Source organism: Pseudomonas sp. FME51 (genome assembly GCF_014897305.1).
The window spans coordinates 152,674-175,172 of sequence record NZ_JABUYN010000007.1; the positions used below are offsets into that span (position 1 = coordinate 152,674).

The window sequence follows — 22,499 nt, forward strand, 5'->3', positions numbered from 1 at the left end:
GCTAGATGCCGCTCAAGCGACTCTCCGTCACCGCGGTGCGCAATCTGCACCCGGTGACGCTCCACCCTTCCCCTCGCATCAACATCATTTCCGGCGCTAACGGCAGCGGTAAAACCAGCCTGCTGGAAGCTATTCATATTCTCGGGCTGGCCCGTTCCTTTCGTAGTACTCGATTGCAGCCGGTTATCCAGCACGGCCAGGATGCCTGCACGGTTTTTGCTGAAGCTGTGTTGAAGAACGGCAATGCCTGCTCCATAGGTATTACCCGCAGCAAGCAAGCTGATTATCAGATACGCATCGATGGCCAGACGATTCGCAGCGCTGCGCAACTGGCGGAAACGCTACCCTTGCAATTGATCAATCCAGATAGCTTTCGATTGCTGGAAGGTGCGCCGAAACAGCGTCGCCAGTATCTTGATTGGGGTGTGTTCCACGTGGAACATCAGTTCCTCCCTGTGTGGCAGCGTTTGCAAAAAAGCCTGAAACAGCGTAACAGCTTGCTCCGACGTGGTAGAATACAACGTTCGATGCTGGTGCCATGGGAATCAGAGCTCATAGCGGCTGGCGAAAGAATCGATGAATTAAGACAATCTTACCTGCTGCGGTTGAAGCCGGTGTTTGAAGAAATACTGGGTCGGCTCGTGCTGCTCGATGACCTCAGCCTGAGTTATTACCGCGGTTGGGATAAAGAGCGCCCACTGATTCAGGTTCTTGATGATCAGTTTGAGCGCGATATGCAATTGGGATATACCCAAGCGGGCCCGCAGCGAGCGGATTTGCGTCTACGTATCAAAAGCATGAATGCGGTTGATATATTGTCCCGAGGCCAGCAGAAGCTGGTGGTATGTGCGCTGAAAATCGCCCAGGGCTATTTGCTGCAGGAACTGGGAGCCGCACAGAATTGTGTGTTTCTTGTAGATGACCTGCCATCTGAACTGGATGAGAAACACCGAAAAGCGCTGTCCAGCTTACTGGAAGATCTGCAATGTCAGGTTTTCATCAGCTGCGTGGATGCGCAACAAATGCAGGATTGTTGGAAAAACGATACACCATTGTCGATGTTCCACGTGGAACATGGACGCATTGTGCAGACCGTATGACGTCTGGGAGTGATTATAAAATGACCGAAGAAAGAGCTTACGATTCATCAAGTATCAAGGTACTTAAAGGCCTTGATGCGGTGCGTAAACGCCCCGGAATGTATATCGGTGATACGGATGACGGAACCGGTCTGCACCACATGGTGTTTGAGGTGGTGGATAACTCCATTGACGAGGCGCTGGCAGGACATTGTGCTGACATCAGCATCACCATCCATACTGATGAATCCATTACGGTAAGGGATGATGGTCGTGGTATTCCGGTGGATATCCACGAAGAAGGCGTCTCCGCAGCCGAAGTCATCATGACTGTGCTACACGCCGGTGGGAAGTTCGACGATAACAGCTACAAGGTGTCTGGTGGTCTGCACGGTGTAGGGGTTTCTGTCGTCAACGCTCTCTCTGAGGAGCTGGTGATGACTATTCGCCGTGGCGGCAAGGTATGGGAGCAGACTTATCGTCACGGCGTCCCACAAGCCCCTCTGGCGCCGGTGGGTGACACTGATAGCTCTGGTACCCAGATCCACTTCAAACCCTCTGCAGAAACCTTTACCAGCATCAGTTTTAACTGGGATATTCTTGCCAAACGTCTGCGTGAGCTTTCATTCCTGAACTCGGGTGTGGGAATTCATCTGGTTGACGAGCGCAGCGGAAAGCAGGAGCTGTTCAAATACGAGGGTGGTTTGCGCGCCTTTGTTGATTACCTCAACGTCAACAAAACCACAGTCAACTCGGTGTTTCATTTTAATGTCCAGCGTGATGACGGCATTGCAGTTGAAATCGCGATGCAGTGGAATGACAGCTTTAACGAAAGCCTGCTGTGCTTTACCAATAACATCCCCCAACGGGATGGTGGTACTCACTTGGTGGGCTTTCGCAGTGCTCTGACTCGTACATTGAACAGTTATATCGAGCAGGAAGGCCTGCTGAAAAAGATGAAGGTCAGTACCTCTGGTGACGATGCCCGTGAAGGTTTGACTGCTATCGTTTCAGTAAAAGTGCCAGACCCCAAGTTCTCTTCGCAGACCAAAGACAAACTGGTTTCTTCGGAAGTGAAAACCGCCGTTGAACAGGAGATGAACAAGTTCTTCAGCGATTATCTGCTGGAAAAACCCAGCGAGGCCAAAGCGGTTGTTGGCAAGATGATCGATGCAGCGCGGGCTCGCGAAGCCGCGCGTAAAGCCCGGGAAATGACCCGCCGTAAAGGCGCCCTGGATATTGCCGGTTTGCCAGGCAAACTGGCGGACTGTCAGGAGAAAGATCCAGCTCTTTCCGAACTCTACATTGTGGAAGGAGACTCTGCGGGTGGCTCAGCCAAACAGGGCCGTAACCGCAAGACTCAAGCGATTCTGCCGCTCAAAGGCAAGATTCTCAACGTGGAAAAAGCCCGTTTTGATCGCATGTTGTCCTCCCAGGAGGTCGGTACGCTGATCACGGCGCTGGGCTGCGGTATTGGCCGTGATGAATTCAACATCGAGAAGCTGCGTTATCACAACATCATCATCATGACCGATGCTGACGTCGACGGCGCACACATCCGGACGCTCTTGCTGACTTTCTTCTTCCGTCAGATGCCGGAATTGATCGAGAAAGGTTACATCTACATTGCCCAGCCGCCGCTGTACAAGATCAAAAAGGGTAAGCAGGAGCAATATCTGAAGGATGATGATGCCCTGGAAAACTATCTCACCCAATCCGCGTTGGAAGATTCTTATCTGTATGTGAACGAACACGCGCCGGGAATTACCGGGGAAGGTCTGGAACGTCTGGTGAATGAATACCGTGGAGTGATGGCGACGCTCAAACGACTCGGCCGTCTTTACCCACAGGAATTGATGGAACACTTCATTTACCTGCCGCGCTTGTCCAGGGAAAACCTGGCGGACCATGAGTTTATGGTTAACTGGTTGATTTCATTTGAAAATATGGTGAAAAGCGGAGAGCGATCGGGGCAAGAATATACCGTCAGTCTGCGCGAGGACAAGGAGCGTCAGTTGTGGCTGCCCGAGGTGGAAACCATTTCCCACGGTCAGGCCAGCTATATCACCTTCAACCGTGATCTGTTCGCCAGTAATGACTACCGTAGCATGGCCGACCTGGGTGAGAAGTTGCAAAGCCTGCTGGAAGACGGTGCCTATATGCAGCGTGGCGAGAAGAAGAAGCCGATCAAGTTCTTCAAGGAAGGCATGGAATGGATGATGAACGAAACGGCACGTCGGCATACCATCCAGCGCTACAAGGGGCTGGGTGAAATGAACGCCGACCAGCTGTGGGAAACCACTATGGACCCCGAAAACCGCCGCATGCTGCAGGTCAACATCGACGACGCCATCGCCGCCGACCAGATCTTCAACACGCTGATGGGCGACCACGTGGAACCCCGCCGCGAATTCATCGAGCGTAACGCACTGGCGGTATCGAACCTGGACGTGTAGTTTTTTCAGGTTAAGAGGTTCAGCCAAGGTTAAACGGCTGATCCGTGCGAGACGAGAGGCCCGATAGCGTTTTTATCGGGCCTTTTTGTTAAGGAAACAAAAATGAAGCTCGTATGCATATCCGACACCCACAGCCTGCATTGGGGTATCCCGCACATCCCGGATGGGGATGTACTGATTCATGCTGGAGACAGCCTGGGCCAAGGCACGCTGGGTAATATTGAGGATCTCAACAACTGGCTGGGGACCTTGCCTCACCGTTACAAGATAGTGATTGCCGGCAACCATGACTGGGCGTTTCAGGACACTCCGGAGTTGGCCAGGGAAACCTTGAGCAATGCGATCTATCTGGAAGACAGCGGTGTCGAGATTGAAGGTGTCAGGTTCTGGGGCTCGCCCTGGACGCCGGCCTTTATGGACTGGGCCTTCATGCTCGACCGCGGGCAGCCGCTTCACGATGCCTGGGCGCTGATTCCGGAAGCTACCGATGTGCTCATCACCCACGGACCGCCACAAGGGTTTGGCGATATGGTTGATATAGATATGGTTTGCCGCAATGTGGGCTGCCGGGATCTCCTTGAGCGGATTGATGAGTTATCTCTGAAGGCGGTGGTTTTCGGCCATATCCATGAGGGCTACGGGTTATATCAGCGGGGCCACACGAAACTGGTTAACGCCAGCACTTGTACCGAGCGCTACGAGCCGTATAACCCTCCGGTTATCCTCGATCTGGATGACGCAGGAGAATAGGGTTTTTCCTGCCTATCTTTCAGCCATAAAAAATCCCCGGTCAGAGTGATCTGCCGGGGATTTTTCATGCGTTCTGCTTCAGCGGGGCTGCATTTCCTGCATCGCCTTGTTCACCCAGGCTTCGGCCTGCTTGTTGACCTCGACGATGGAGCGTGGGTCCGCACCCTTGGGATAGATTGCCGGTCCGATTCTTACCTGTACCGTACCGGGGCGCTTGCCCCAGCCGTTGCGAGGCCAGAACTCACCGGCATTGTGCGCCACAGGCACCACAGGAGCGTTGTTGGCGCAGGCCAGGGCGCTGCCCCCCCGAGTGAACTTGATCGGGCTGCCAGGCAGCACCCGGGTGCCTTCAGGGAACACCAGCACCCACATGCCATCCCGCAGGCGTTGGCCACCGATGCGGTTCAGCTGCTGTAGAGAGCTACGCGCCTTGCTGCGATTGATGGCGATGGGTTTGAGCAGCGCGTAGGCCCAACCGAAGAAGGGAACGTACAGCAGTTCCTTTTTGATCAGCTGTGTTTGCGGGCGGAAGATCTGTTGCAGGAAGAAGGTTTCCCAGGTGCTCTGGTGATTCGACAGGATGACACCGGGCTGATCGGGAATGTTCTCCAGACCGGTAACCTCATAGCGAATACCGACCATCCAGCGGGTCAGCCAGATAGCGAAGCGGCACCAGCATTCCAGTACCAGCTTGAAACGCATACGGGATGGCAGAAACGGAGCGATAATCAGCATCAGCAGACCCCATACGGCGGCGCTGGCGGACAGCAGCAGATAGAACAGGGTGACGCGCAGGACCATCAACACAGACATGGATCAGGATTCCAGCAGGTAACTGGCCACGGCGGCCAGATCATCAAACACACGGGTACCGGCAGGCAGACTTTTACCTTCGGTCATCCGACCTTTTCCGGTACGTACCAGATAGGGCTGACAGCCCATCGCCGCACCGGCTTGCAAGTCGCGCAGACTGTCGCCAACCGTTGGCACGCCATCAAGAGCAACAGCGTAATGCGCGGCAATCTGTTGAAACAGGCCGGACAGCGGTTTGCGACAATCGCAGCCATCATCCGGGCCATGCGGGCAGTGCCGTATCAGGTCCACCCTTCCGCCTTGCTCGGTGACCAGATCACGCAACCGCTGGTGCATGGCCTGCAATGTCTGCTCGCTGAAATAGCCGCGTGCCAGACCGGACTGATTGGTGGCGATGGCCACCGTCCAGCCGGCCTGGCTCAGTCGGGCGATGGCATCGATGGACCCCGGTAGGGGGATCCATTCATCCACTGATTTGACGAAGGCGTCGGAGTCTTCGTTGATGACCCCGTCGCGGTCGAGAATGATCAGTTTCATCCGAGCAACGAGATGTCAGCGACGCCCAGGAACAGACCGCGTAGACGGGCCAGCAACGCATAGCGGTTGGCTTTGACCTGTGGATCTTCAGCGTTGACCAGTACCTGGTCAAAGAACGCATCCACCGGCTCGCGCAGAGAGGCCAGGTGTTCCAGTGTGGCGCGGTACTGACGGTCAGCAGCCAAGGGGGCAACCTTGGCCTCGGCCACCAGCACGGCGTCGGCCAGGGTCTTCTCCGCGGTCTCGTTCAACAACGTCGGCTCGATTGTGGCTGGCACCGCGCTGTCAGCTTTGGCCAGAATATTCGACACCCGCTTGTTGGCGGCGGCCAGGGCAGCGGCTTCCGGCAGGCGACGGAATGCCTGGACTGCCTGTACGCGCTGATCGAAATCCAGCGGCGAGTCAGGGTGCACGGCGCGCACTGACTGATACACAGCCACATCGATGCCTTCGTCTTCATAGCGCGCACGCAGGCGGTCGAAGATGAAGTCCTGTACCTGGTCGACCAGACCTTCGTTTTTTACTGCGTCGCCATATTGCGCAATGGCGGCTTCCAGAGCTGCGTGCAGATCCAGTTCCAACCGCTTCTCGATGAGGATGCGTAGTACACCCAGCGCAGCGCGGCGCAATGCATAGGGGTCTTTGCTACCGGTGGGCAGCATGCCGATACCGAAGATGCCGACCAGGGTATCGAGTTTGTCGGCCAGGGCCACCGCTGCGCCGGTCAGCGTGCTCGGCAACTCTGCACCCGCACCGCGCGGCATGTACTGTTCATTCAACGCGAGCGCCACATCCTCGGCTTCGCCATCGTGTCGGGCATAGTAATAGCCGGCGATACCCTGCAGCTCAGGGAACTCACCGACCATTTCACTGGCCAGATCGCATTTGCTCAGCAGACCGGCACGTGCCGCGTTGGTCGTATCGCCGCCAATGCGTTCGGCAATGAAGGCGGCGAGGCGGGAAACCCGGACGGCCTTGTCATACACGCTGCCCAACTGCGCCTGGAATACCACATTGGCCAGTCGCTCATTGTTCTGTTCCAGCGAGTGTTTCTTGTCCTGCTGGAAGAAGAATTCGGCATCGGTCAGACGGGGGCGAACCACCTTTTCGTTACCGGAAATGATCTGCGCCGGGTCGCTGCTTTCAATATTGGCCACGGTGATGAAGCGTGGCAGCAAACGTCCTTTGGCATCCAGCAGGCAGAAGTACTTCTGGTTATCCTGCATGGTGGAAATCAGCGCTTCCTGGGGTACATCGAGGAAGCGTTCCTCGAAGCTGCACACCAGCGGTACCGGCCATTCGACCAGCGCGGTCACTTCGTCCAGCAGGTCATCGGGAATGATCGCGGTGCCCTGCTGTTCGCTGGCCAGCTGTTCCACCCGCTGACGAATCAGTTCGCGGCGTTCAGCGAAATCGGCGATGACATGGGCCTGGCGCAGGTCATCGGCATAACTGGCTGGGGTGCTGATGCGCACCTCGCCGGGATGATGGAAGCGATGGCCCAGGGAGGTACGACCCGCCTGCTGGGACAGAATCTCGCCGGGGATCATGCTGTCGCCCTGCAGCATTACCAGCCACTGGGTCGGGCGCACGAATTCGGTCTTGCCGGCGCCCCAGCGCATGCGCTTGGGAATCGGCAGCGCGGCCAGGGCGTTATCCACAATGGCCGGCAGCAGGTCGGCGGAAGCCTGACCGGGAATGCTCTGTACATGGCGCAGACGTGGACCGCTCTGGTCCAGCTCACTCAGTTCGACACCGCATTTGCGGGCAAAACCCAGCGCGGCCTGCGTCGGCTGGCCCTCGGCATCAAAGGCCGCCTTGAGTGGCGGGCCGTCCATTTGACTGGTGCGGTCAGGTTGCTGTGTTGCCAATTGCTCGACGAACACCGCCAGACGCCGGGGGGCCGCGAAGTAACGTGCCGACTGATATTGCAGACCGGCCTCGTTCAGACCCTTTTCCACGCCTTCCTGAAACGCTTCGGCCAGACGCTTCAGAGCCTTGGGCGGCAGTTCTTCGGTACCCAGTTCAACCAGAAAATCCAAAGCCAGCATTATTCGGCCTCCTTCAATTTGGCCAGTACTTCATCACGCAATTCGGGGCTGGCCATGGGGAAGCCGAGCTTGGCGCGGGCATGCAGATAGCTGTGGGCAATGGCGCGAGCCAGAGTCCGCACGCGCAGGATGTAACGCTGACGTTCGGTCACGGAGATCGCGCGGCGGGCATCCAGCAGGTTGAAGGTGTGAGACGCCTTCATCACCATTTCATAGGCTGGCAGGGGCAACTCAGCCTCGATCAGCCGGTTGGCTTCGCTTTCGTAGAAGCTGAACAGTTCGAACAGTTTTTCGACGTTGGCATGCTCGAAATTGTAAGTCGACTGTTCTACCTCGTTCTGGTGGAACACATCGCCATAGGTGACCTTGCCGAACGGACCGTCGGAATAGACCAGGTCGTAGACTGAATCCACGCCCTGCAGGTACATGGCCAGGCGCTCCAGACCGTAGGTGATCTCACCGGTGACCGGGTAGCATTCAATACCGCCCACCTGCTGGAAGTAGGTGAACTGAGTGACTTCCATCCCGTTCAGCCAGACTTCCCAACCCAGACCCCAGGCGCCCAGCGTCGGCGATTCCCAGTTGTCTTCCACGAAGCGGATGTCATGTACCAATGGGTCGATGCCGATATGGCGCAGCGAATCCAGATACAGCTCCTGGATATTGTCCGGATTCGGTTTGAGCACCACCTGGAACTGGTAGTAGTGCTGCAGACGGTTGGGGTTCTCGCCGTAGCGGCCGTCAGCCGGGCGGCGGCTGGGTTGAACATAGGCCGCGTTCCAGTTTTCCGGGCCAATGGAGCGCAAGAAGGTCGCGGTATGGAAAGTGCCGGCACCTACTTCCATGTCATAGGGCTGGAGCAATACGCAGCCCTGCTGCGCCCAGTAGTTCTGCAGCGCAAGGATCAGGCCCTGAAAGGTTTGGGCGGCGGGATTTGTCTGAGTCACGTTTTCACCGGTCAACTGTGAAGAAAGGGCGAAGTATACAATCCCGACGGGAAGGCATACAGCGCGGCCGGATAATTGTTGGTCCGCGGCCCCGACAGGGGCCGCGAGGGATCAGCTGACGACGCGGTAGGAAGGCTGGTAGGCGGAGCCGTTGGGCAGTTTCATCCGTTGCTGCTCGACAAAGGCAGTGAGCAATGCTTCCAGTGGCTGCATGATTTCCGGATCGCCATGGATCTCGTAAGGCCCATACTGTTCGATGAGGCGGATACCCTTGTCCTTGACGTTGCCGGCGACGATGCCGGAAAACGCCCGGCGCAGGTTGGCAGCCAGTTCATGTGGTGGCGTACTGCGGCGCAGCTCCAGATTGGCCATGTTTTCATGGGTCGGATCGAAGGGCCGCTGGAAGCTTTCCTCAATCTTCAGCAGCCAATTGAAGTGGAAAGCATCGCTGCGCTCGCGGCGGAACTGCTCTACTTCAGCCAATCCCTGTTTCATCTTGCGAGCGACCAGCACCGGATCTTCGATGATGATCTCGTAGCGCGCCTGCGCCGCTGGACCCAGGGTGGCACCTACGAACTCATGCAGTTGCTGCAGATAGCCTGCTGATTCCTTCGGCCCGCTCAGGATCAGCGGGAACGGCAGTTCGCTGTTGTCCGGATGCAGCAGAATTCCCAGCAGATAGAGGAATTCTTCAGCCGTACCCACACCTCCCGGAAAGATGATGATGCCATGCCCGACCCGGACAAAGGCTTCCAGACGCTTTTCGATATCCGGCAGGATAACCAGCTCATTGACGATGGGGTTAGGCGCTTCGGCGGCGATGATGCCCGGTTCAGTCAGACCCAGGTAGCGACCGTCAGTCACTCGCTGTTTGGCGTGGGCAATGGTCGCGCCCTTCATCGGGCCCTTCATCACTCCGGGTCCGCAGCCGGTGCAGATGTCCAGGTTGCGCAGGCCCAGTTCGTGGCCGACGCGTTTGGTGTACTTGTACTCTTCGGTGTTGATCGAATGGCCGCCCCAGCACACCACCATCTTCGGCTCAACGCCGGGCGTCAGGGTGCGGGCATTGCGCAGCAGGTGGAATACATAATCGGTGATGCCATTCGAGTTGCTCAGATCCGCTCGCTGATTGCGCAGTTCGCTTTCGGTATAGACGATATCGCGCAGGGCGCTGAACAGCATTTCCCGGGTGCTGGAGATCATGTGCCCATCGACGAAGGCATCGGCCGGCGCATTGCGCAGCTCCAGGCTGACGCCGCGGTCAAGCTGATGGATATGCACTTCAAAATCGGCATAGGCCTCGAGAATGGTCTTGGCGTTATCGACGCGGGCACCGGTATTGAGAATCGCCAGCGCACACTGGCGGAACAGCTGATAAGTACTGCCCGAGCCAAACTGACTCAAATTCTGGACTTCACGCTGGGACAGGATTTCCAGACTGCCCCGGGGGCTCACTGAAACGTTGACGACTTGTCTTGGCATTATCACTTCCGCGTTGAAAATGGATGCCCCATCTTACGCTACCGCGCCCCGGCAAATGCAAACGGGGTCTTTCTGCAGCGTTGGCTTTCATCGCCATGCAGAGTATAAAACCCACTTCGATCGACAATCAGGAGTGGCACATTGAGCCCCTCACGCAATGACATAACCCGCTGCCAATGGTGCTCTTCTGACCCCGTCTATCAGCACTACCACGACCATGAATGGGGCGTGCCGGAATACGATGCGCAGCGGTTATTCGAGAAACTGCTGCTTGACGGGTTCCAGGCAGGGCTGTCGTGGATCACCATACTCAAGAAGCGCGAGCGTTATCGGCAGGTCTATTGCGGTTTCGATGTGCAATTCATGGCGGCGCAGAGCGATGCCGATCTGCAGACACTGATGCAGGATCCGGGCATCATTCGCAATCGGCTGAAGATCCAGGCTGCAAGGCAAAATGCCCGGTCCTGGCTGAGCCTGGTGGAGCGGACCGACCCGGCGGCCTGGCTCTGGCAGTTTGTCGATGGCCGGCCGCTGATCAACCATTTTGCCAGTCATGCCGAGGTGCCCGCGATCACGCCGCAGGCTCAGGCCATGAGCAAGGCACTGAAGAAAGCCGGTTTCAGTTTTGTCGGGCCGACAATTTGTTATGCATTCATGCAGGCGACCGGTATGGTTATGGACCATACTCTGAATTGTTTCCGCTACGCGGAATTGGGCGGTGGGACTTCCACCGTTGAACAACAATAACGATGGAGACCATCCATGCAACTGACCAAACGTTTGGGTCTGCTGGCCGCTACCGCGGCGCTGACCGCCAGTGCCGCGGTGTTTGCTGCGCCGACCTATATCAATGTCCTCACCGGGGGCACCAGTGGAGTGTATTACCCCATCGGGGTGGCCATCTCGCAGCTGTATAACCAGATCGACGAGGCCAAACCCTCAGTGCAGGCGACCAAGGCTTCGGTGGAGAATCTCAACCTGTTGCAAGCCGGCCGTGGTGAGTTGGCCTTTGCGCTCGGTGACTCGGTGGCCGATGCCTGGAATGGCGTGGAGGACGCCGGCTTCAAGGCGCCGCTTGAACGTCTGCGCGCGATTGCCGGCACGTACAGCAATTACATCCAGGTGGTGGCCAGTGAAGAATCCGGTATCAAGACGCTGGAGGATCTCAAGGGCAAACGGATCTCGGTTGGCGCACCCAAATCCGGTACTGAGCTCAATGCCCGGGCGATCTTTGCTGCAGCGGGGTTGAGCTACGACGACATGCGCCGCGTCGAGTTCCTGCCCTACGCCGAATCCGTCGAGCTGATCAAGAATCGGCAACTGGATGCAACGCTGCAGTCGTCTGGTCTGGGCATGGCCGCCATTCGTGATCTGGCCAGCACCATGCCGGTAACTTTCGTGGCGATTCCGGAAGAGGTGGTGCAGAAAATCAACAATCCGGCCTATCAGCCCGGGGTGATTCCAGCCGGTACCTACGACGGTCAGGAGGAGGATGTGCCCACTGTCGCCATTACCAATATCCTGGTCAGCCACGATAAGGTGCCCGAGGATATTGCCTACCAGATGACCAAACTGATCTTCGACAACCTGGATGCGTTGGGTAATGCCCATGCTGCAGCCAAGGCGATCAAGTTGGAGACCGCGGCGGGCAACCTGCCGATTCCGTTGCATCCGGGGGCTGAACGGTTCTATCGAGAAGCTGGCGTTCTGGAATAAGCCTCGGCAATGCACGGGAGTAGCTCATGAGTGAAGATCGGGGGCTCAGTGCGAGCCCCGCCGACTGGCCCAGAGCCCTGTTTTATGTGGCTCTGCTGTTTTCCTGTTATCAGATTGTCACCGCTGCCTTTCATCCGGTATCCACCCAGGTGTTGCGTGCCGGGCACGTGGGTTTTCTGCTGTTGCTGGTGTATCTCAGTTATCCACTGCGTGGCAATGCGCGTCCCTGGCAACCCCTGGCGTGGGTGCTGGGGCTGGCGGGCATGGCGACTTTTGGCTACCAGTGGTACTTCGAGGCGGATCTGATCCAGCGCTCGGGTGATCTGACGACCACCGATATGGTGGTCGGTATTACCTTGATCGCACTGGTCTTCGAGGCGGCGCGGCGGGTAATGGGCATTGCCTTGCCGATCATCTGCGGGTTGTTTCTTGCCTATGGCTTGTTCGGCAATCACCTGCCGGGCGACCTGGCCCATCGCGGCTATTATCTGGACCAGGTGGTCAATCAGCTGTCCTTCGGCACCGAGGGGCTGTACGGCACGCCGACCTATGTGTCAGCCACCTATATTTTCCTGTTCATCCTGTTCGGCTCGTTCCTCGAACAGGCCGGGATGATCCGTCTGTTCACTGATTTTGCCATGGGCCTGTTCGGGCACAAGGCCGGCGGACCGGCCAAGGTGTCGGTGGTGTCATCGGCGCTGATGGGCACCATCACCGGGTCCGGCGTGGCCAACGTGGTGACCACCGGCCAGTTCACCATCCCGCTGATGAAGCGTTTCGGGTATCGCTCGGCATTTGCCGGGGGGGTCGAGGCGACATCGAGCATGGGCAGCCAGATCATGCCACCGGTGATGGGCGCGGTGGCCTTCATCATGGCCGAAACCATCAACATGCCTTACGTCGAGGTGGCCAAGGCGGCCTTGCTGCCAGCGCTGTTGTATTTTGGCTCGGTATTCTGGATGGTGCACCTTGAGGCACGCCGCTCAAAACTCAATGGCCTGCCGAAAGACGAATGCCCCAGTGCCTGGGCTGCAGTGAAGCAGCGCTGGTTCCTGCTGATTCCGCTGGCAGTGCTGATCTGGCTGTTGTTCTCCGGGCGCACGCCGATGTTTGCCGGGACCATCGGCCTGGCACTGACGGCGATCGTAATCCTCGGTTCGGCGCTGATTTTGCGCGTATCGTCCACTGCCATCCGGATCATCTTCTGGATGGCCCTCGGGGTGCTCTGCGCCGGCTTCTTTCAGCTGGGCATTGGCGTGATCTTCGGTGTCATCGGTGTACTGATGGCGGCTTGCTGGTTCATCAAGGGTGGCCGCGATACTTTGCTGATCTGCCTGCACGCGCTGGTGGAAGGGGCGCGTCATGCGATTCCTGTGGGGATTGCCTGTGTGCTGGTGGGGGTGATCATCGGCATTGTTTCGCTGACCGGGGTGGCCTCGACCTTTGCTGGCTATATTCTGGCGATCGGCCAGGACAATCTGTTCCTGTCGCTATTGCTGACTATGCTGACCTGTCTGCTGTTGGGCATGGGTATTCCGACCATTCCGAACTACATCATCACCAGCTCCATTGCCGCGCCGGCGCTGCTGGATCTGGGCGTACCGCTGATCGTGTCGCACATGTTCGTGTTCTATTTCGGCATCATGGCTGACCTGACGCCACCCGTGGCGCTCGCCTGCTTCGCTGCTGCGCCGATCGCCCGTGCCAGTGGACTGAAGATCAGCATGTGGGCGATACGTATCGCCGTGGCCGGTTTCGTGGTGCCCTTCATGGCCGTCTACAATCCAGCGCTGATGATGCAGGGCGGTGACTGGGCAGCGACGCTTTACATGCTGTTCAAGGCGGCCTTTGCGATCGGCCTGTGGGGCATTGTTTTCACCGGTTATTTCATGCAGCGCATGAGGTGGTGGGAAATGCCGCTGGGTTTTGTCGCGGGTGGTCTGATGATTCTGGCGTTGCCGATCAGTGATGAACTGGGTTTCGCGTTGGGCGCCGTCTTCGTGGCGCAGCATTGGTGGCGTGCACGTCGCGCCATGACCGCTGCAGCATGAATACCCTGTGTCTTGGCTTGGCTGGGGTGATCTGGGCGCAGCTGCCATTGGCCGAGTTCACGCTGGCCTGGGATCACAGCGTCGAGAAGATACGTTGGGAAGAAGACTATCAGATTGACGCCACCGGTCTGCTATTGCGCGAGGCCAGAGTGCGCGGCAGTGGCGCGGGGATGGAAATACCTGAGGACGCGGTGCTGAGGGATGGCAGCTGGCACTACCGGCCGCAACTGCCCGCCCTGCAGCCCTTGCGACTGGGGCGCAGCAGTGCACCGGCGGCGGGTGATTATCAGCTGTGTACCGGCACTGGCTGCCATCCGCTGGCCGATTGGCTGGGCGCGCCGAGCCCGCTGCGACCGGTGGTGGAATTGTGGAGCTGTCCGTCACCGTTGGGATGATGCCAGCGCTCAGGCTACAATGGCGTTTTCAAATGCTGGAGTGTGGTGAGTGGAAAGGCTCAAAGGCGCTTTTGTAGTGGGTTTTCTCAAGCTGTTTTCGCTGCTGCCGTTCGGTGTGGCGCAGCGCCTCGGCGCCTTTGTCGGCTGGCTGATGTGGAAGCTGCCGAACCGTTCGCGTGAGGTGGTACGCATCAACTTCGCCCACTGCCTGCCGGAATTGTCGGAGGTGGAGCGGGAAAAACTGGTTGGTGAAACCCTGCTCAACATCGGCCGCAGCTTCGCCGAAAGTGCCTGCGCCTGGATGTGGAGCCCACAGAAAACCGTGGCGCTTATCAAGGAGGTGGAGGGCGAGCATCTACTGGATGAGGCGCTGTCCGAAGGCAAGGGGCTGGTCGGTATCACCAGCCACCTGGGCAACTGGGAAGTGCTCAACCATTGGTACTGCCTGAAATGCTCTCCGATCATCTTTTACCGTCCGCCCAAGCAAAAAGCGGTGGACGAGTTGCTGCAGAAGCAGCGTACCCAGCTGGGTAACAAGGTGGCCGCCTCCACTCGGGAAGGCATCATCAGCGTCATGCGTGAGGTGCGTCGGGGCGGCGCTGTGGGTATTCCCGCGGACCCCGAACCGGCATTGAAAAGCGGCCTGTTCGTACCTTTCTTCGGTATTCAGGCATTGACCAGCAAGTTCGTTCCCGGCCTGCTCAAGGGCGGATCGGCCAATGGTGTGTTCCTGCATTGCGTACGCTTGCCCGATCACAGTGGTTTCAAGGTGATAGTGGAGCGGGCGCCCGAGGCGCTTTACAGTGAAGACGAGAACGTCGCGGTGGCCGCCATGAGCGCGACCATTGAAGGTTATGTGCGGCGCTGGCCCAGCCAGTACATGTGGACCATGAAGCGCTTCAAGAAGCGCCCCGCCGGCGAGAAGAAATGGTATTGAAACAGTCTTGAAGACAAGGAATGTAAGCTATGAGCAACCAACGGCAATATCCACGGACGATGATGAAATGCCGGATCAAGATCAGCCACCCTGCCTTCGGCTCGCTGACCGCCCAGACCAAGGATCTGTCCGACGGCGGTGTGTTCATCGAACATCCGGATCTGGCAGCGCTGGCAGTCGGTGATGAGGTCACCGGGCAGGTGCAGGACATGCCGATCGAGGCGCCCGTTCTGCGCATGGTAATCCAGCGCGTCGTTGCCGGTGAGGGCGTGGGCCTGGCCTTTCTCGACGAAGATTGATTCAGCGCCGCCAGAACATCGGCGTCAGCAATACCAGCAGGGTGAAGACTTCCAGCCGGCCCAGCAGCATGGCGAAGCTGAGAATCCATTTGACCGTCGCCGTCATATCACCATAGTGCGCTGTCACATCGCCCAGCCCTGGCCCCAGGTTGTTCATGCACGCGGTCAATGCGGAGAAAGCGGTAACGAAGTCCAGCCCAGTGCCGAGCAGCAGTAGAAACAGTACGGCAAAGGTGAACACATACACCGAGCAGAAACCCCACACCGCTTCCACCACCCGATCACCCACCGCCGAGCTTCCCAGCTTGACCGGAAACACACCGTTGGTATGCAGCAGTCGTTTGATCTCGCGCACACCCTGCTTGAACACCAGGACCACCCGGATGACCTTCATGCCGCCACCGGTGGAGCCGGCGCAGGCCCCGACAAAACTGGCATACAACAGCATGAACGGCAGCACTGACGGCCAGGAGGCAAAGTCGGTCACGGCGAAGCCAGTGGTGGTGGCGATGGAAATTGTCTGGAAAGCCGCAAAGCGGATCGACGAGGCAATATCGTAATATTGGAAATAGATCAGCATTATGCTGCAGATAATGAACAGGCCGACGAGAATCAGCAGATAGCTGCGGCACTCGGAGTCTTGCCAGTAGCTCTTGATCGAACGGAATCGCCAGGCAGTGAAATGCAGGGCGAAGTTGATTCCCGAGATGACCATGAACAGCATGCAAATGAGTTCGATGAGCGGACTATCGTAATAGCCGATACTGGTGTCGTGGGTGGAGAAACCGCCGATAGCCACGGTGGAGAAACTATGCCCGATGGCATCGAACAGTGACATCCCGGCCAGCCAATAGGCACCGGCGCAGGCCAGGGTCAGGCCGGTATAGATGAACCATAGCACCTTGGCGGTTTCGGCAATGCGCGGGGTCAGCTTGTTGTCCTTCAGCGGGCCGGGCATTTCTGCGCGGTACAGTTGCATGCCGCCGACACCCAGCAAGGGCAGGATGGCCACGGCCAGCACGATGATGCCCATCCCGCCGAACCACTGCAGCTGCTGGCGGTAGAACAACAGTGAGCGTGGCAGAGTATCCAGCCCGGTAATCACCGTGGCCCCGGTAGTGGTGAGGCCGGAGAAGGACTCGAACACCGCATCGGCTACGGTCAGGTCGGGCATGTCCAGCAGATATAGCGGCACCGCGCCGAACAGTCCCAGTACCAGCCAGAATAATACCGTGATCAGGTAGCCGTCGCGGGTGCGCAGTTCATTACGTCGCTTGCGCACCGGCAACCACACCAGCAGGCCGACGCACAGGGTAATGACGAAACCCACCAGAAAGGCTTCACGAGCATGCTCGCCATAATGCAGGCCGACAGCCGCTGCAGGCAGCATGCTGCAGGAGAACAGCATCAACAGAATGCCGAGAATGCGCTGGATCTGGGAATACTGCATGCGCTGCGCTACCTGTCCGGATAGAAAGTCAGAGGAAGGTCAGACCGACCTGGAACAACCGCTCGACATCACGAATGTGCTTCTTGTCGACCACGAACAAGATGACATGATCGTCAGACTCGATGATGGTGGTGTCCCGGGCAATCAACACTTCCTCTTTGCGCACCACCGCACCTATGGTGGTCCCCGGCGGCAGCTTGATCTCGTTGATCGCCTTGCCAACCACCTTGGACGAGCGGGCATCACCATGGGCGACCACTTCAATGGCCTCGGCGGCGCCACGGCGCAGGGAGTGCACATTGACGATATCGCCGCGACGCACATGGGCGAGCAAGGTGCCTATGGTGGCCTGAGATGGTGAGATGGCGATATCGATCTGCCCGCCCTGTACCAGATCCACGTAGGCCGGATTGTTGATCAGTGCCATCACCCGGCGTGCCCCCAAACGTTTGGCCAGCATCGATGACATGATATTGGCTTCGTCATCGTTGGTTACCGCGATGAAAATATCGACTTCCTCGATATTTTCATCGACCAGCAGCTCGCGGTCCGAGGCGCTACCGTAAAGCACGATGGCCTGCTCCAGGTTTTCCGACAGATAGTCGGCACGGGCGCGGTTGTTTTCGATGATCTTTACCCGATAGCTGCTTTCGGTGGCTTCGGCCAGGCGTTCACCGATATTGCCGCCACCGGCAATCATGATGGTCTTGTTGCGTTTTTCCACCCGCCGCAACTCGCTCATCACCGCACGGATATCCTGCGAGGCAGCAATGAAGAACACCTCGTCATCGGCTTCGATGATGGTATCGCCTTGAGGGATGATCGGTCGGTCGCGGCGAAAAATCGCCGCCACGCGGGTTTCCACGCCTGGCATGTGCTGGCGCAGGTACCGCAGTTCCTGGCCCACCAGCGGCCCACCGTAGTAGGCGCGCACCGCCACCAGCTGCACCTTGCCCCCGGCAAAATCGAGTACCTGCAGCGCGCCGGGGTGCTGAATCAGGCGCTTGATATAGGTGGTGACGGCCTGCTCGGGGCTGATCAGCACATCGATCGGAATGGCCTCGTTCTGGAACAGCTGGCCGCGAACCAGATAAGCCGACTCGCGGATACGGGCGATCTTGGTGGGGGTGCGAAACAGGGTATAGGCCACCTGGCAGGCGATCATGTTGGTTTCGTCACTGCTGGTCACAGCGATCAGCATGTCGGCGTCATCTGCCCCAGCCTGGCGCATCACCGTCGGTAGCGAGCCGCGGCCTTGCACCGTGCGAATATCCAGGCGATCGCTCAGCGCCCGCAAGCGCCCCGTATCGGTATCCACCACGGTGATGTCATTGGCTTCGCTGGCCAGTTCGGCAGCCAGGCTGCCACCGACCTGACCCGCGCCAAGAATGATAATTTTCATGCGTCTTCCCTGTTATCCGCTTCAGTGTAGCTACTCGCCGGTGTACTGGCGGAGACCTTCAACAGTTTGGCCAGATAGAAGCCATCATGACCGTCCGGCTGGGGCAGCAATTGACGTCCGGCAGGCTGCTCCAGACCGTAATCACCGGTGATGGGCAGCTGCCGAGCGCCGGATTGGTGCGCCAGAAAAGCTTCGATAAGCTGGGTGTTTTCCTGCGGCAGTACCGAGCAGGTGGCATATACCAGAATGCCGCCGACTGCCAGGGTGCGCCAGATCTGGTCGAGCAGCTCAGCCTGTAGCACCGCCAGCGCGGCGATATCGTCCGGTTGGCGAGTCAGCTTGATATCGGGATGACGGCGAATCACGCCGGTGGCGGAACAGGGTGCATCCAGCAGGATGCGGTCGAATGGTTGGCCATCCCACCAGACATCCAGATCCCGTCCATCGGCGGCCTTGAGTGTCGCCTCCAAGCCCAAGCGCTGCAGATTCTCCTGCACACGCACCAGTCGGGTTGGTTCCAGATCCAGCGCCACGACTTCTTTCAGGTCGGTTTGCTGCTCGAGAATATGGCAGGTCTTGCCCCCTGGAGCGCAGCAGGCATCCAATACCCGCTGGCCGGGTTGCAATTCCAGCAGTGGCGCTGCCAGCTGAGCGGCTTCGTCCTGCACACTCACGGCCCCAGTGAGGAAACCGGGCAGCTGCTGTACATCGCAGGGCTGGGCCAGGGTCACGCCGTCGGCGCTGAAGGGGCAAGCTGTCGCGGCGATACCGGCAACCTGCAGTTGCTCGAGATAGGCATCGCGGCTGTGCTGGCGGCGGTTGACCCGCAGGGTCATCGGCGGATGCAGATTATTGGCGGCGCATAGCGCCTCCCAGTGCTGTGGCCATACCTGTTTGAAGGTCTTCTGCAGCCAGCGTGGATGCGAGACGCGGATCACCGGGTCATGCTCCAGCTCGGCCAGCAGTTCGGTGCCTTCGCGCTGTACACGCCTGAGCACGGCGTTGAGCATGCCCTTGGCCCAGGCTTTCTTCATGGTGACGGCCAACTGTACTGTCTCGCCAATCGCCGCATGGGCTGGAACCCGGGTATACAACAACTGATACATGCCGATCAGCAGTAATGCGTGCAGATCACGGTCAGCCGCTTTCAACGGCTTTTGCATCAGGTGTCCCGCCAGCCCATCCAGCCGTTGAAACCAGCGCGCGGTGCCCAGTGCCAACTCGCGGGTCAGCGCATGGTCGCGGGGCGCTACCTGCTTCAATTGTGCCGGCAAGCTGCTACCCAATGACGCCTTGCCGGCCATGACGGTGGCCAGCGCATTGGCTGCGGCCAGACGCGGACTCATTGCCCGTTCGCCAGCAACTGCCCCGCGGCGAACTGGTCGCGCCGGGCGTTGTACAGATCGGCAAAGGTCAGCGGTTTGCCGCCAGGCAGTTGCAGACGAGTCAGGCGCAATGCACCCTCACCGCAGGCCACCAACAGACCGGATTTGCTGCAGTCGAGAATTTCTCCCGGCTGGCCCTGTCCGGCTTCCGGCTCTGCTGCCCAGACTTTCAGCGGCTGATCCTGCCAGCGAGCGTGTGCCAGTGGCCAGGGATTGAAGGCGCGAATCATGCAGTCCAGCTCCCCAGCCGGCCGCGTCCAGTCGATGCGCGCATCGGCCTTGCCCAGCTTGTGCGCGTAGGTAGCCAGACTGTCGTCCTGCCTTTCATCTGCCAGCGTGCCAGCGGCGAGTCCGTCGATAGCCTGCAACACCGCCTGCGGACCGAGCTCTGCAAGTCGGTCATGCAGGCTGCCGCCGGTATCCTCGGCGCTGATCGGTGTGCAGCTCTTGAGCAGCATGGGCCCGGTATCCAGTCCCGCTTCCATGCGCATCACGGTGACGCCGGATGCGCTGTCACCGGCTTCAATGGCGCGCTGGATCGGCGCCGCTCCGCGCCAGCGCGGCAACAGCGAGGCGTGGCTGTTGATGCAGCCCAGACGCGGGATATCCAGCACCGCCTGCGGCAGGATCAGCCCGTAGGCCACCACCACCAACAGGTCCGGTTGCAGGGCAGCCAGCTCGCTTTGCGCCTCGGCGTTGCGCAGCGTCACCGGCTGATGAACCGGCAAGCCGTGTTGCAGCGCGAGCTGCTTGACGGCGCTCATGGCCAGCTTGTGGCCGCGCCCGGCAGGCCGGTCCGGCTGGCTGTAGACGGCAACGATATTCAAGCCGGCTTCCAGCAGCACTTGCAGGTGCGCTGCGGCAAATTCCGGAGTTCCGGCGAAAACGATGCGTAGATCAGAGCTGCTCATGCAATGGCGCCTTGTTGGATAAGCAAGCGGGTGCACTGATCGGCACAGCTTGGTGAATGGTTGTATTCCAGATAAAGAAAAGGCCTGCCGGAGCAGGCCTTGGGCTCTTTATCAGGTGTTGCCCTGCGCTTTGTGGATTTTTTCCAGTTTCTTGCGAATACGGTCACGCTTGAGGTTGGACAGATAATCCACAAAGAGTTTACCGTTCAGGTGATCGCACTCATGCTGGATGCACACTGCCAACAGGCCTTCACAGACGATATCGAAAGCCTCGCCGTCGCGCCCCAGCGCTTTAACGCGTACTCGCTCGGGACGGGTTACCGTCTCGTAGAAACCGGGTACCGAGAGACAGCCTTCCTGCATCTCTTCGAGCTCCTCGGTCAGCGGCAGCAGCTCGGGGTTGATGAACACCAGCGGTTCGCTGTGATCTTCGGAAAGGTCGATGACGATGACACGCTCATGAACGTTCACCTGGGTGGCCGCAAGACCAATCCCCGGCGCGTCGTACATGGTTTCAAACATGTCGTCGACCAGTTGCCGGATGCGTTCATCGACAACATCGACCGGCTTGGCAATGGTGCGCAGCCGGGGGTCGGGGAATTCGAGAATATTTAATATAGCCATGTCGGTTTGTGATGTACGTTTGTAGAACTGATTCATAAGGTGCTGCTAATATGGCAGGCAGCTTGGAAGTATAGCTGGTCCACGTGCCGGAGAAGGCATGGGACTTTGGGTGCTGGCCTCTATAATAAAGGGATTCATGTCATGAGGAAAACATTACTCGGCCTGTTGCTGCTCTCGATGAGCATTCTGGTACAGGCTCAGGAGTCGGTGTTCAGGGAAAATCACCCGGAGCGGTATCAGGTAGTCAAGGGCGACACCCTATGGGATATTGCCGGTCGGTTTCTCAGTCTACCCTGGAAGTGGCCGGAAATCTGGCACGCCAATCCGCAGATCAATAACCCCCATCTTATCTACCCCGGCGATATCATCTCGCTGGTGTATATCGACGGTCAGCCTCGTCTGACGGTCAACCGTGGTCAAGGCGGCACCATCAAGCTGTCGCCCACAGTGCGCTCCTCACCTGTTGCCGAAGCCATCCCGACCATTCCGCTGGAGGCCATCAATGCCTTCCTGAATGCCGGGCGTATCATGGACGACGCCGATCAGCTGGAAGCCGCACCCTATATCATCGGTGGCGAAGCGGAAAGTGTGGTGGCCGGTGCCGGCAACCGTATCTACGCCCGCGGTGATGTGGACGAGGATATGCCTGCCTTCGGCCTCTATCGCCGCGGAAAGGCCTATACCGATCCGGATAGCGGTGAGTTTCTCGGCATTCACGCTCAGGAAATCGGCAATGTCGACGTGCTGGCGACAGAGCGCGACATCACCACCCTGATGGTCACCCGCAGCCGCCAGGAAGTACGCATCGGTGACCGACTGCTGGAAACCGAAGAGCGCGCCGTCGCCTCGACCTTCTTTCCCAGCGATCCCGAAGGTGAAATCGAGGGTCTGATTCTCGATGTGCCCAATGGTGTGACCCAGATCGGTCAGTATGACGTGGTGATCCTGAACAAGGGTACCCGGGACAATCTCCAAGAAGGCAACGTGCTGGCGATCTACAAGACCGGCGAAACGGTGCGCGACCGTATACAGAACGAGCGGGTGCAATTGCCCGACGAGCGTGCCGGTCTGCTGATGGTATTCCGCGTCTATGATCGCATGAGCTACGGCATCGTGCTGAACGCCCAGCGCCAGCTGGCGATCATGGACAAGGTCCGCAATCCCTGATGAATAACCACGCCGCCCGATCATGGGCGGCGTGGTTATGTTGTTCT

General features: G+C 58.6%; 20 protein-coding genes. 10 read left to right on the forward strand and 10 right to left on the reverse strand.

The window, feature by feature from the left end:
* Positions 1 to 5 precede the first annotated feature (5 nt).
* From recF to INT39_RS13885, 3 genes are all read left to right on the forward strand, one after another.
* Positions 6 to 1,100 (forward strand): DNA replication/repair protein RecF, encoded by a 1,095-nt coding sequence (recF, locus tag INT39_RS13875; RefSeq protein ID WP_193074579.1) that lies wholly within the window; start codon positions 6 to 8, stop codon positions 1,098 to 1,100.
* Between the two features lie 20 nt (positions 1,101 to 1,120).
* Positions 1,121 to 3,535 (forward strand): DNA topoisomerase (ATP-hydrolyzing) subunit B, encoded by a 2,415-nt coding sequence (gene gyrB, locus INT39_RS13880; protein WP_193074580.1) that lies wholly within the window; start codon positions 1,121 to 1,123, stop codon positions 3,533 to 3,535.
* A gap of 102 nt (positions 3,536 to 3,637) precedes the next feature.
* On the forward strand, positions 3,638 to 4,285 hold the full coding sequence (locus INT39_RS13885; RefSeq protein WP_193074581.1) for a metallophosphatase domain-containing protein: 648 nt from the start codon (positions 3,638 to 3,640) through the stop codon (positions 4,283 to 4,285).
* Positions 4,286 to 4,363: 78 nt separating this feature from the next.
* Here INT39_RS13885 and INT39_RS13890 read toward each other — a convergent pair whose 3' ends face one another.
* The 5 genes from INT39_RS13890 to ppnN all read right to left on the reverse strand — a co-directional run bounded on the left by INT39_RS13890 (position 4,364) and on the right by ppnN (position 10,115).
* A complete protein-coding gene (locus tag INT39_RS13890; RefSeq protein ID WP_193074582.1) occupies positions 4,364 to 5,098 on the reverse strand; it encodes a lysophospholipid acyltransferase family protein in 735 nt (244 codons plus the stop codon).
* Between the two features lie 3 nt (positions 5,099 to 5,101).
* The gene (gene gmhB / locus INT39_RS13895) at positions 5,102 to 5,635 is read right to left on the reverse strand and encodes a D-glycero-beta-D-manno-heptose 1,7-bisphosphate 7-phosphatase (RefSeq protein ID WP_193074583.1); all 534 of its coding nucleotides are present in this window, start codon (positions 5,633 to 5,635) and stop codon (positions 5,102 to 5,104) included.
* Positions 5,632 to 7,686, reverse strand: a complete 2,055-nt coding sequence (gene glyS / locus INT39_RS13900; protein ID WP_193074584.1) for a glycine--tRNA ligase subunit beta — start codon at positions 7,684 to 7,686, stop codon at positions 5,632 to 5,634. The genes gmhB and glyS overlap by 4 nt, the downstream gene beginning before the upstream one ends.
* Positions 7,686 to 8,633, reverse strand: a complete 948-nt coding sequence (gene glyQ, locus INT39_RS13905; RefSeq protein WP_193074585.1) for a glycine--tRNA ligase subunit alpha — start codon at positions 8,631 to 8,633, stop codon at positions 7,686 to 7,688. Before glyQ ends, glyS begins: the two co-directional genes overlap by 1 nt.
* A gap of 111 nt (positions 8,634 to 8,744) precedes the next feature.
* Positions 8,745 to 10,115, reverse strand: coding sequence for a nucleotide 5'-monophosphate nucleosidase PpnN (ppnN, locus tag INT39_RS13910; protein ID WP_226944785.1), 1,371 nt, complete (start codon positions 10,113 to 10,115; stop codon positions 8,745 to 8,747).
* 162 nt (positions 10,116 to 10,277) lie between these two features.
* On the opposite strand from ppnN, the gene INT39_RS13915 reads away from it, so the two are divergent.
* Genes INT39_RS13915 through INT39_RS13940 form a run of 6 tightly spaced genes read left to right on the forward strand, consistent with a single transcriptional unit; the run spans position 10,278 to position 15,513 of the window.
* On the forward strand, positions 10,278 to 10,862 hold the full coding sequence (locus tag INT39_RS13915) for a DNA-3-methyladenine glycosylase I (protein ID WP_193074669.1): 585 nt from the start codon (positions 10,278 to 10,280) through the stop codon (positions 10,860 to 10,862).
* A gap of 15 nt (positions 10,863 to 10,877) precedes the next feature.
* Positions 10,878 to 11,831, forward strand: coding sequence for a TAXI family TRAP transporter solute-binding subunit (locus tag INT39_RS13920; protein ID WP_193074586.1), 954 nt, complete (start codon positions 10,878 to 10,880; stop codon positions 11,829 to 11,831).
* Between the two features lie 26 nt (positions 11,832 to 11,857).
* A complete protein-coding gene (locus tag INT39_RS13925) occupies positions 11,858 to 13,882 on the forward strand; it encodes a TRAP transporter permease (RefSeq protein WP_193074587.1) in 2,025 nt (674 codons plus the stop codon).
* Entirely contained in the window at positions 13,879 to 14,277 is a 399-nt protein-coding gene (locus INT39_RS13930; RefSeq protein ID WP_193074588.1) for a DUF1850 domain-containing protein, read from the forward strand. The genes INT39_RS13925 and INT39_RS13930 overlap by 4 nt, the downstream gene beginning before the upstream one ends.
* Before the next feature lie 49 nt (positions 14,278 to 14,326).
* Positions 14,327 to 15,214: a lysophospholipid acyltransferase gene (locus INT39_RS13935; protein WP_193074589.1), complete on the forward strand. Its 888-nt coding sequence runs from the start codon at positions 14,327 to 14,329 to the stop codon at positions 15,212 to 15,214.
* Positions 15,215 to 15,243: 29 nt separating this feature from the next.
* Positions 15,244 to 15,513: a PilZ domain-containing protein gene (locus tag INT39_RS13940; RefSeq protein WP_193074590.1), complete on the forward strand. Its 270-nt coding sequence runs from the start codon at positions 15,244 to 15,246 to the stop codon at positions 15,511 to 15,513.
* A 1-nt stretch (position 15,514) separates the two neighbouring features.
* Here INT39_RS13940 and INT39_RS13945 read toward each other — a convergent pair whose 3' ends face one another.
* The 5 genes from INT39_RS13945 to def form a co-directional block, all read right to left on the reverse strand.
* On the reverse strand, positions 15,515 to 16,963 hold the full coding sequence (locus INT39_RS13945; RefSeq protein WP_193074591.1) for a TrkH family potassium uptake protein: 1,449 nt from the start codon (positions 16,961 to 16,963) through the stop codon (positions 15,515 to 15,517).
* A 28-nt stretch (positions 16,964 to 16,991) separates the two neighbouring features.
* The gene (gene trkA, locus INT39_RS13950; protein WP_193074592.1) at positions 16,992 to 18,365 is read right to left on the reverse strand and encodes a Trk system potassium transporter TrkA; all 1,374 of its coding nucleotides are present in this window, start codon (positions 18,363 to 18,365) and stop codon (positions 16,992 to 16,994) included.
* Entirely contained in the window at positions 18,362 to 19,711 is a 1,350-nt protein-coding gene (gene rsmB, locus INT39_RS13955) for a 16S rRNA (cytosine(967)-C(5))-methyltransferase RsmB (RefSeq protein WP_193074593.1), read from the reverse strand. Before rsmB ends, trkA begins: the two co-directional genes overlap by 4 nt.
* On the reverse strand, positions 19,708 to 20,661 hold the full coding sequence (gene fmt, locus INT39_RS13960) for a methionyl-tRNA formyltransferase (protein ID WP_193074594.1): 954 nt from the start codon (positions 20,659 to 20,661) through the stop codon (positions 19,708 to 19,710). The genes rsmB and fmt overlap by 4 nt, the downstream gene beginning before the upstream one ends.
* Positions 20,662 to 20,772: 111 nt before the next feature.
* Positions 20,773 to 21,285: a peptide deformylase gene (def, locus tag INT39_RS13965; protein WP_193074595.1), complete on the reverse strand. Its 513-nt coding sequence runs from the start codon at positions 21,283 to 21,285 to the stop codon at positions 20,773 to 20,775.
* Between the two features lie 141 nt (positions 21,286 to 21,426).
* On the opposite strand from def, the gene INT39_RS13970 reads away from it, so the two are divergent.
* Positions 21,427 to 22,452: a LysM peptidoglycan-binding domain-containing protein gene (locus tag INT39_RS13970; RefSeq protein WP_193074596.1), complete on the forward strand. Its 1,026-nt coding sequence runs from the start codon at positions 21,427 to 21,429 to the stop codon at positions 22,450 to 22,452.
* The last annotated feature ends 47 nt before the right edge of the window (positions 22,453 to 22,499 follow it).

Bases quoted from the DNA above. Each gene is read 5' to 3' on its own strand.
- def (WP_193074595.1), bottom strand. From the start codon at position 21,285: ATGGCTATATTAAATATTCTCGAATTCCCCGACCCCCGGCTGCGCACC.
- INT39_RS13930 (WP_193074588.1), top strand. From the start codon at position 13,879: ATGAATACCCTGTGTCTTGGCTTGGCTGGGGTGATCTGGGCGCAGCTG.
- INT39_RS13920 (WP_193074586.1), top strand. From the start codon at position 10,878: ATGCAACTGACCAAACGTTTGGGTCTGCTGGCCGCTACCGCGGCGCTG.
- INT39_RS13945 (WP_193074591.1), bottom strand. From the start codon at position 16,963: ATGCAGTATTCCCAGATCCAGCGCATTCTCGGCATTCTGTTGATGCTG.
- gmhB (WP_193074583.1), bottom strand. From the start codon at position 5,635: ATGAAACTGATCATTCTCGACCGCGACGGGGTCATCAACGAAGACTCC.
- ppnN (WP_226944785.1), bottom strand. From the start codon at position 10,115: ATGCCAAGACAAGTCGTCAACGTTTCAGTGAGCCCCCGGGGCAGTCTG.
- gyrB (WP_193074580.1), top strand. From the start codon at position 1,121: ATGACCGAAGAAAGAGCTTACGATTCATCAAGTATCAAGGTACTTAAA.
- INT39_RS13925 (WP_193074587.1), top strand. From the start codon at position 11,858: ATGAGTGAAGATCGGGGGCTCAGTGCGAGCCCCGCCGACTGGCCCAGA.
- trkA (WP_193074592.1), bottom strand. From the start codon at position 18,365: ATGAAAATTATCATTCTTGGCGCGGGTCAGGTCGGTGGCAGCCTGGCT.
- fmt (WP_193074594.1), bottom strand. From the start codon at position 20,661: ATGAGCAGCTCTGATCTACGCATCGTTTTCGCCGGAACTCCGGAATTT.
- INT39_RS13885 (WP_193074581.1), top strand. From the start codon at position 3,638: ATGAAGCTCGTATGCATATCCGACACCCACAGCCTGCATTGGGGTATC.
- INT39_RS13940 (WP_193074590.1), top strand. From the start codon at position 15,244: ATGAGCAACCAACGGCAATATCCACGGACGATGATGAAATGCCGGATC.
- INT39_RS13890 (WP_193074582.1), bottom strand. From the start codon at position 5,098: ATGTCTGTGTTGATGGTCCTGCGCGTCACCCTGTTCTATCTGCTGCTG.
- glyS (WP_193074584.1), bottom strand. From the start codon at position 7,686: ATGCTGGCTTTGGATTTTCTGGTTGAACTGGGTACCGAAGAACTGCCG.
- recF (WP_193074579.1), top strand. From the start codon at position 6: ATGCCGCTCAAGCGACTCTCCGTCACCGCGGTGCGCAATCTGCACCCG.
- rsmB (WP_193074593.1), bottom strand. From the start codon at position 19,711: ATGAGTCCGCGTCTGGCCGCAGCCAATGCGCTGGCCACCGTCATGGCC.
- INT39_RS13970 (WP_193074596.1), top strand. From the start codon at position 21,427: ATGAGGAAAACATTACTCGGCCTGTTGCTGCTCTCGATGAGCATTCTG.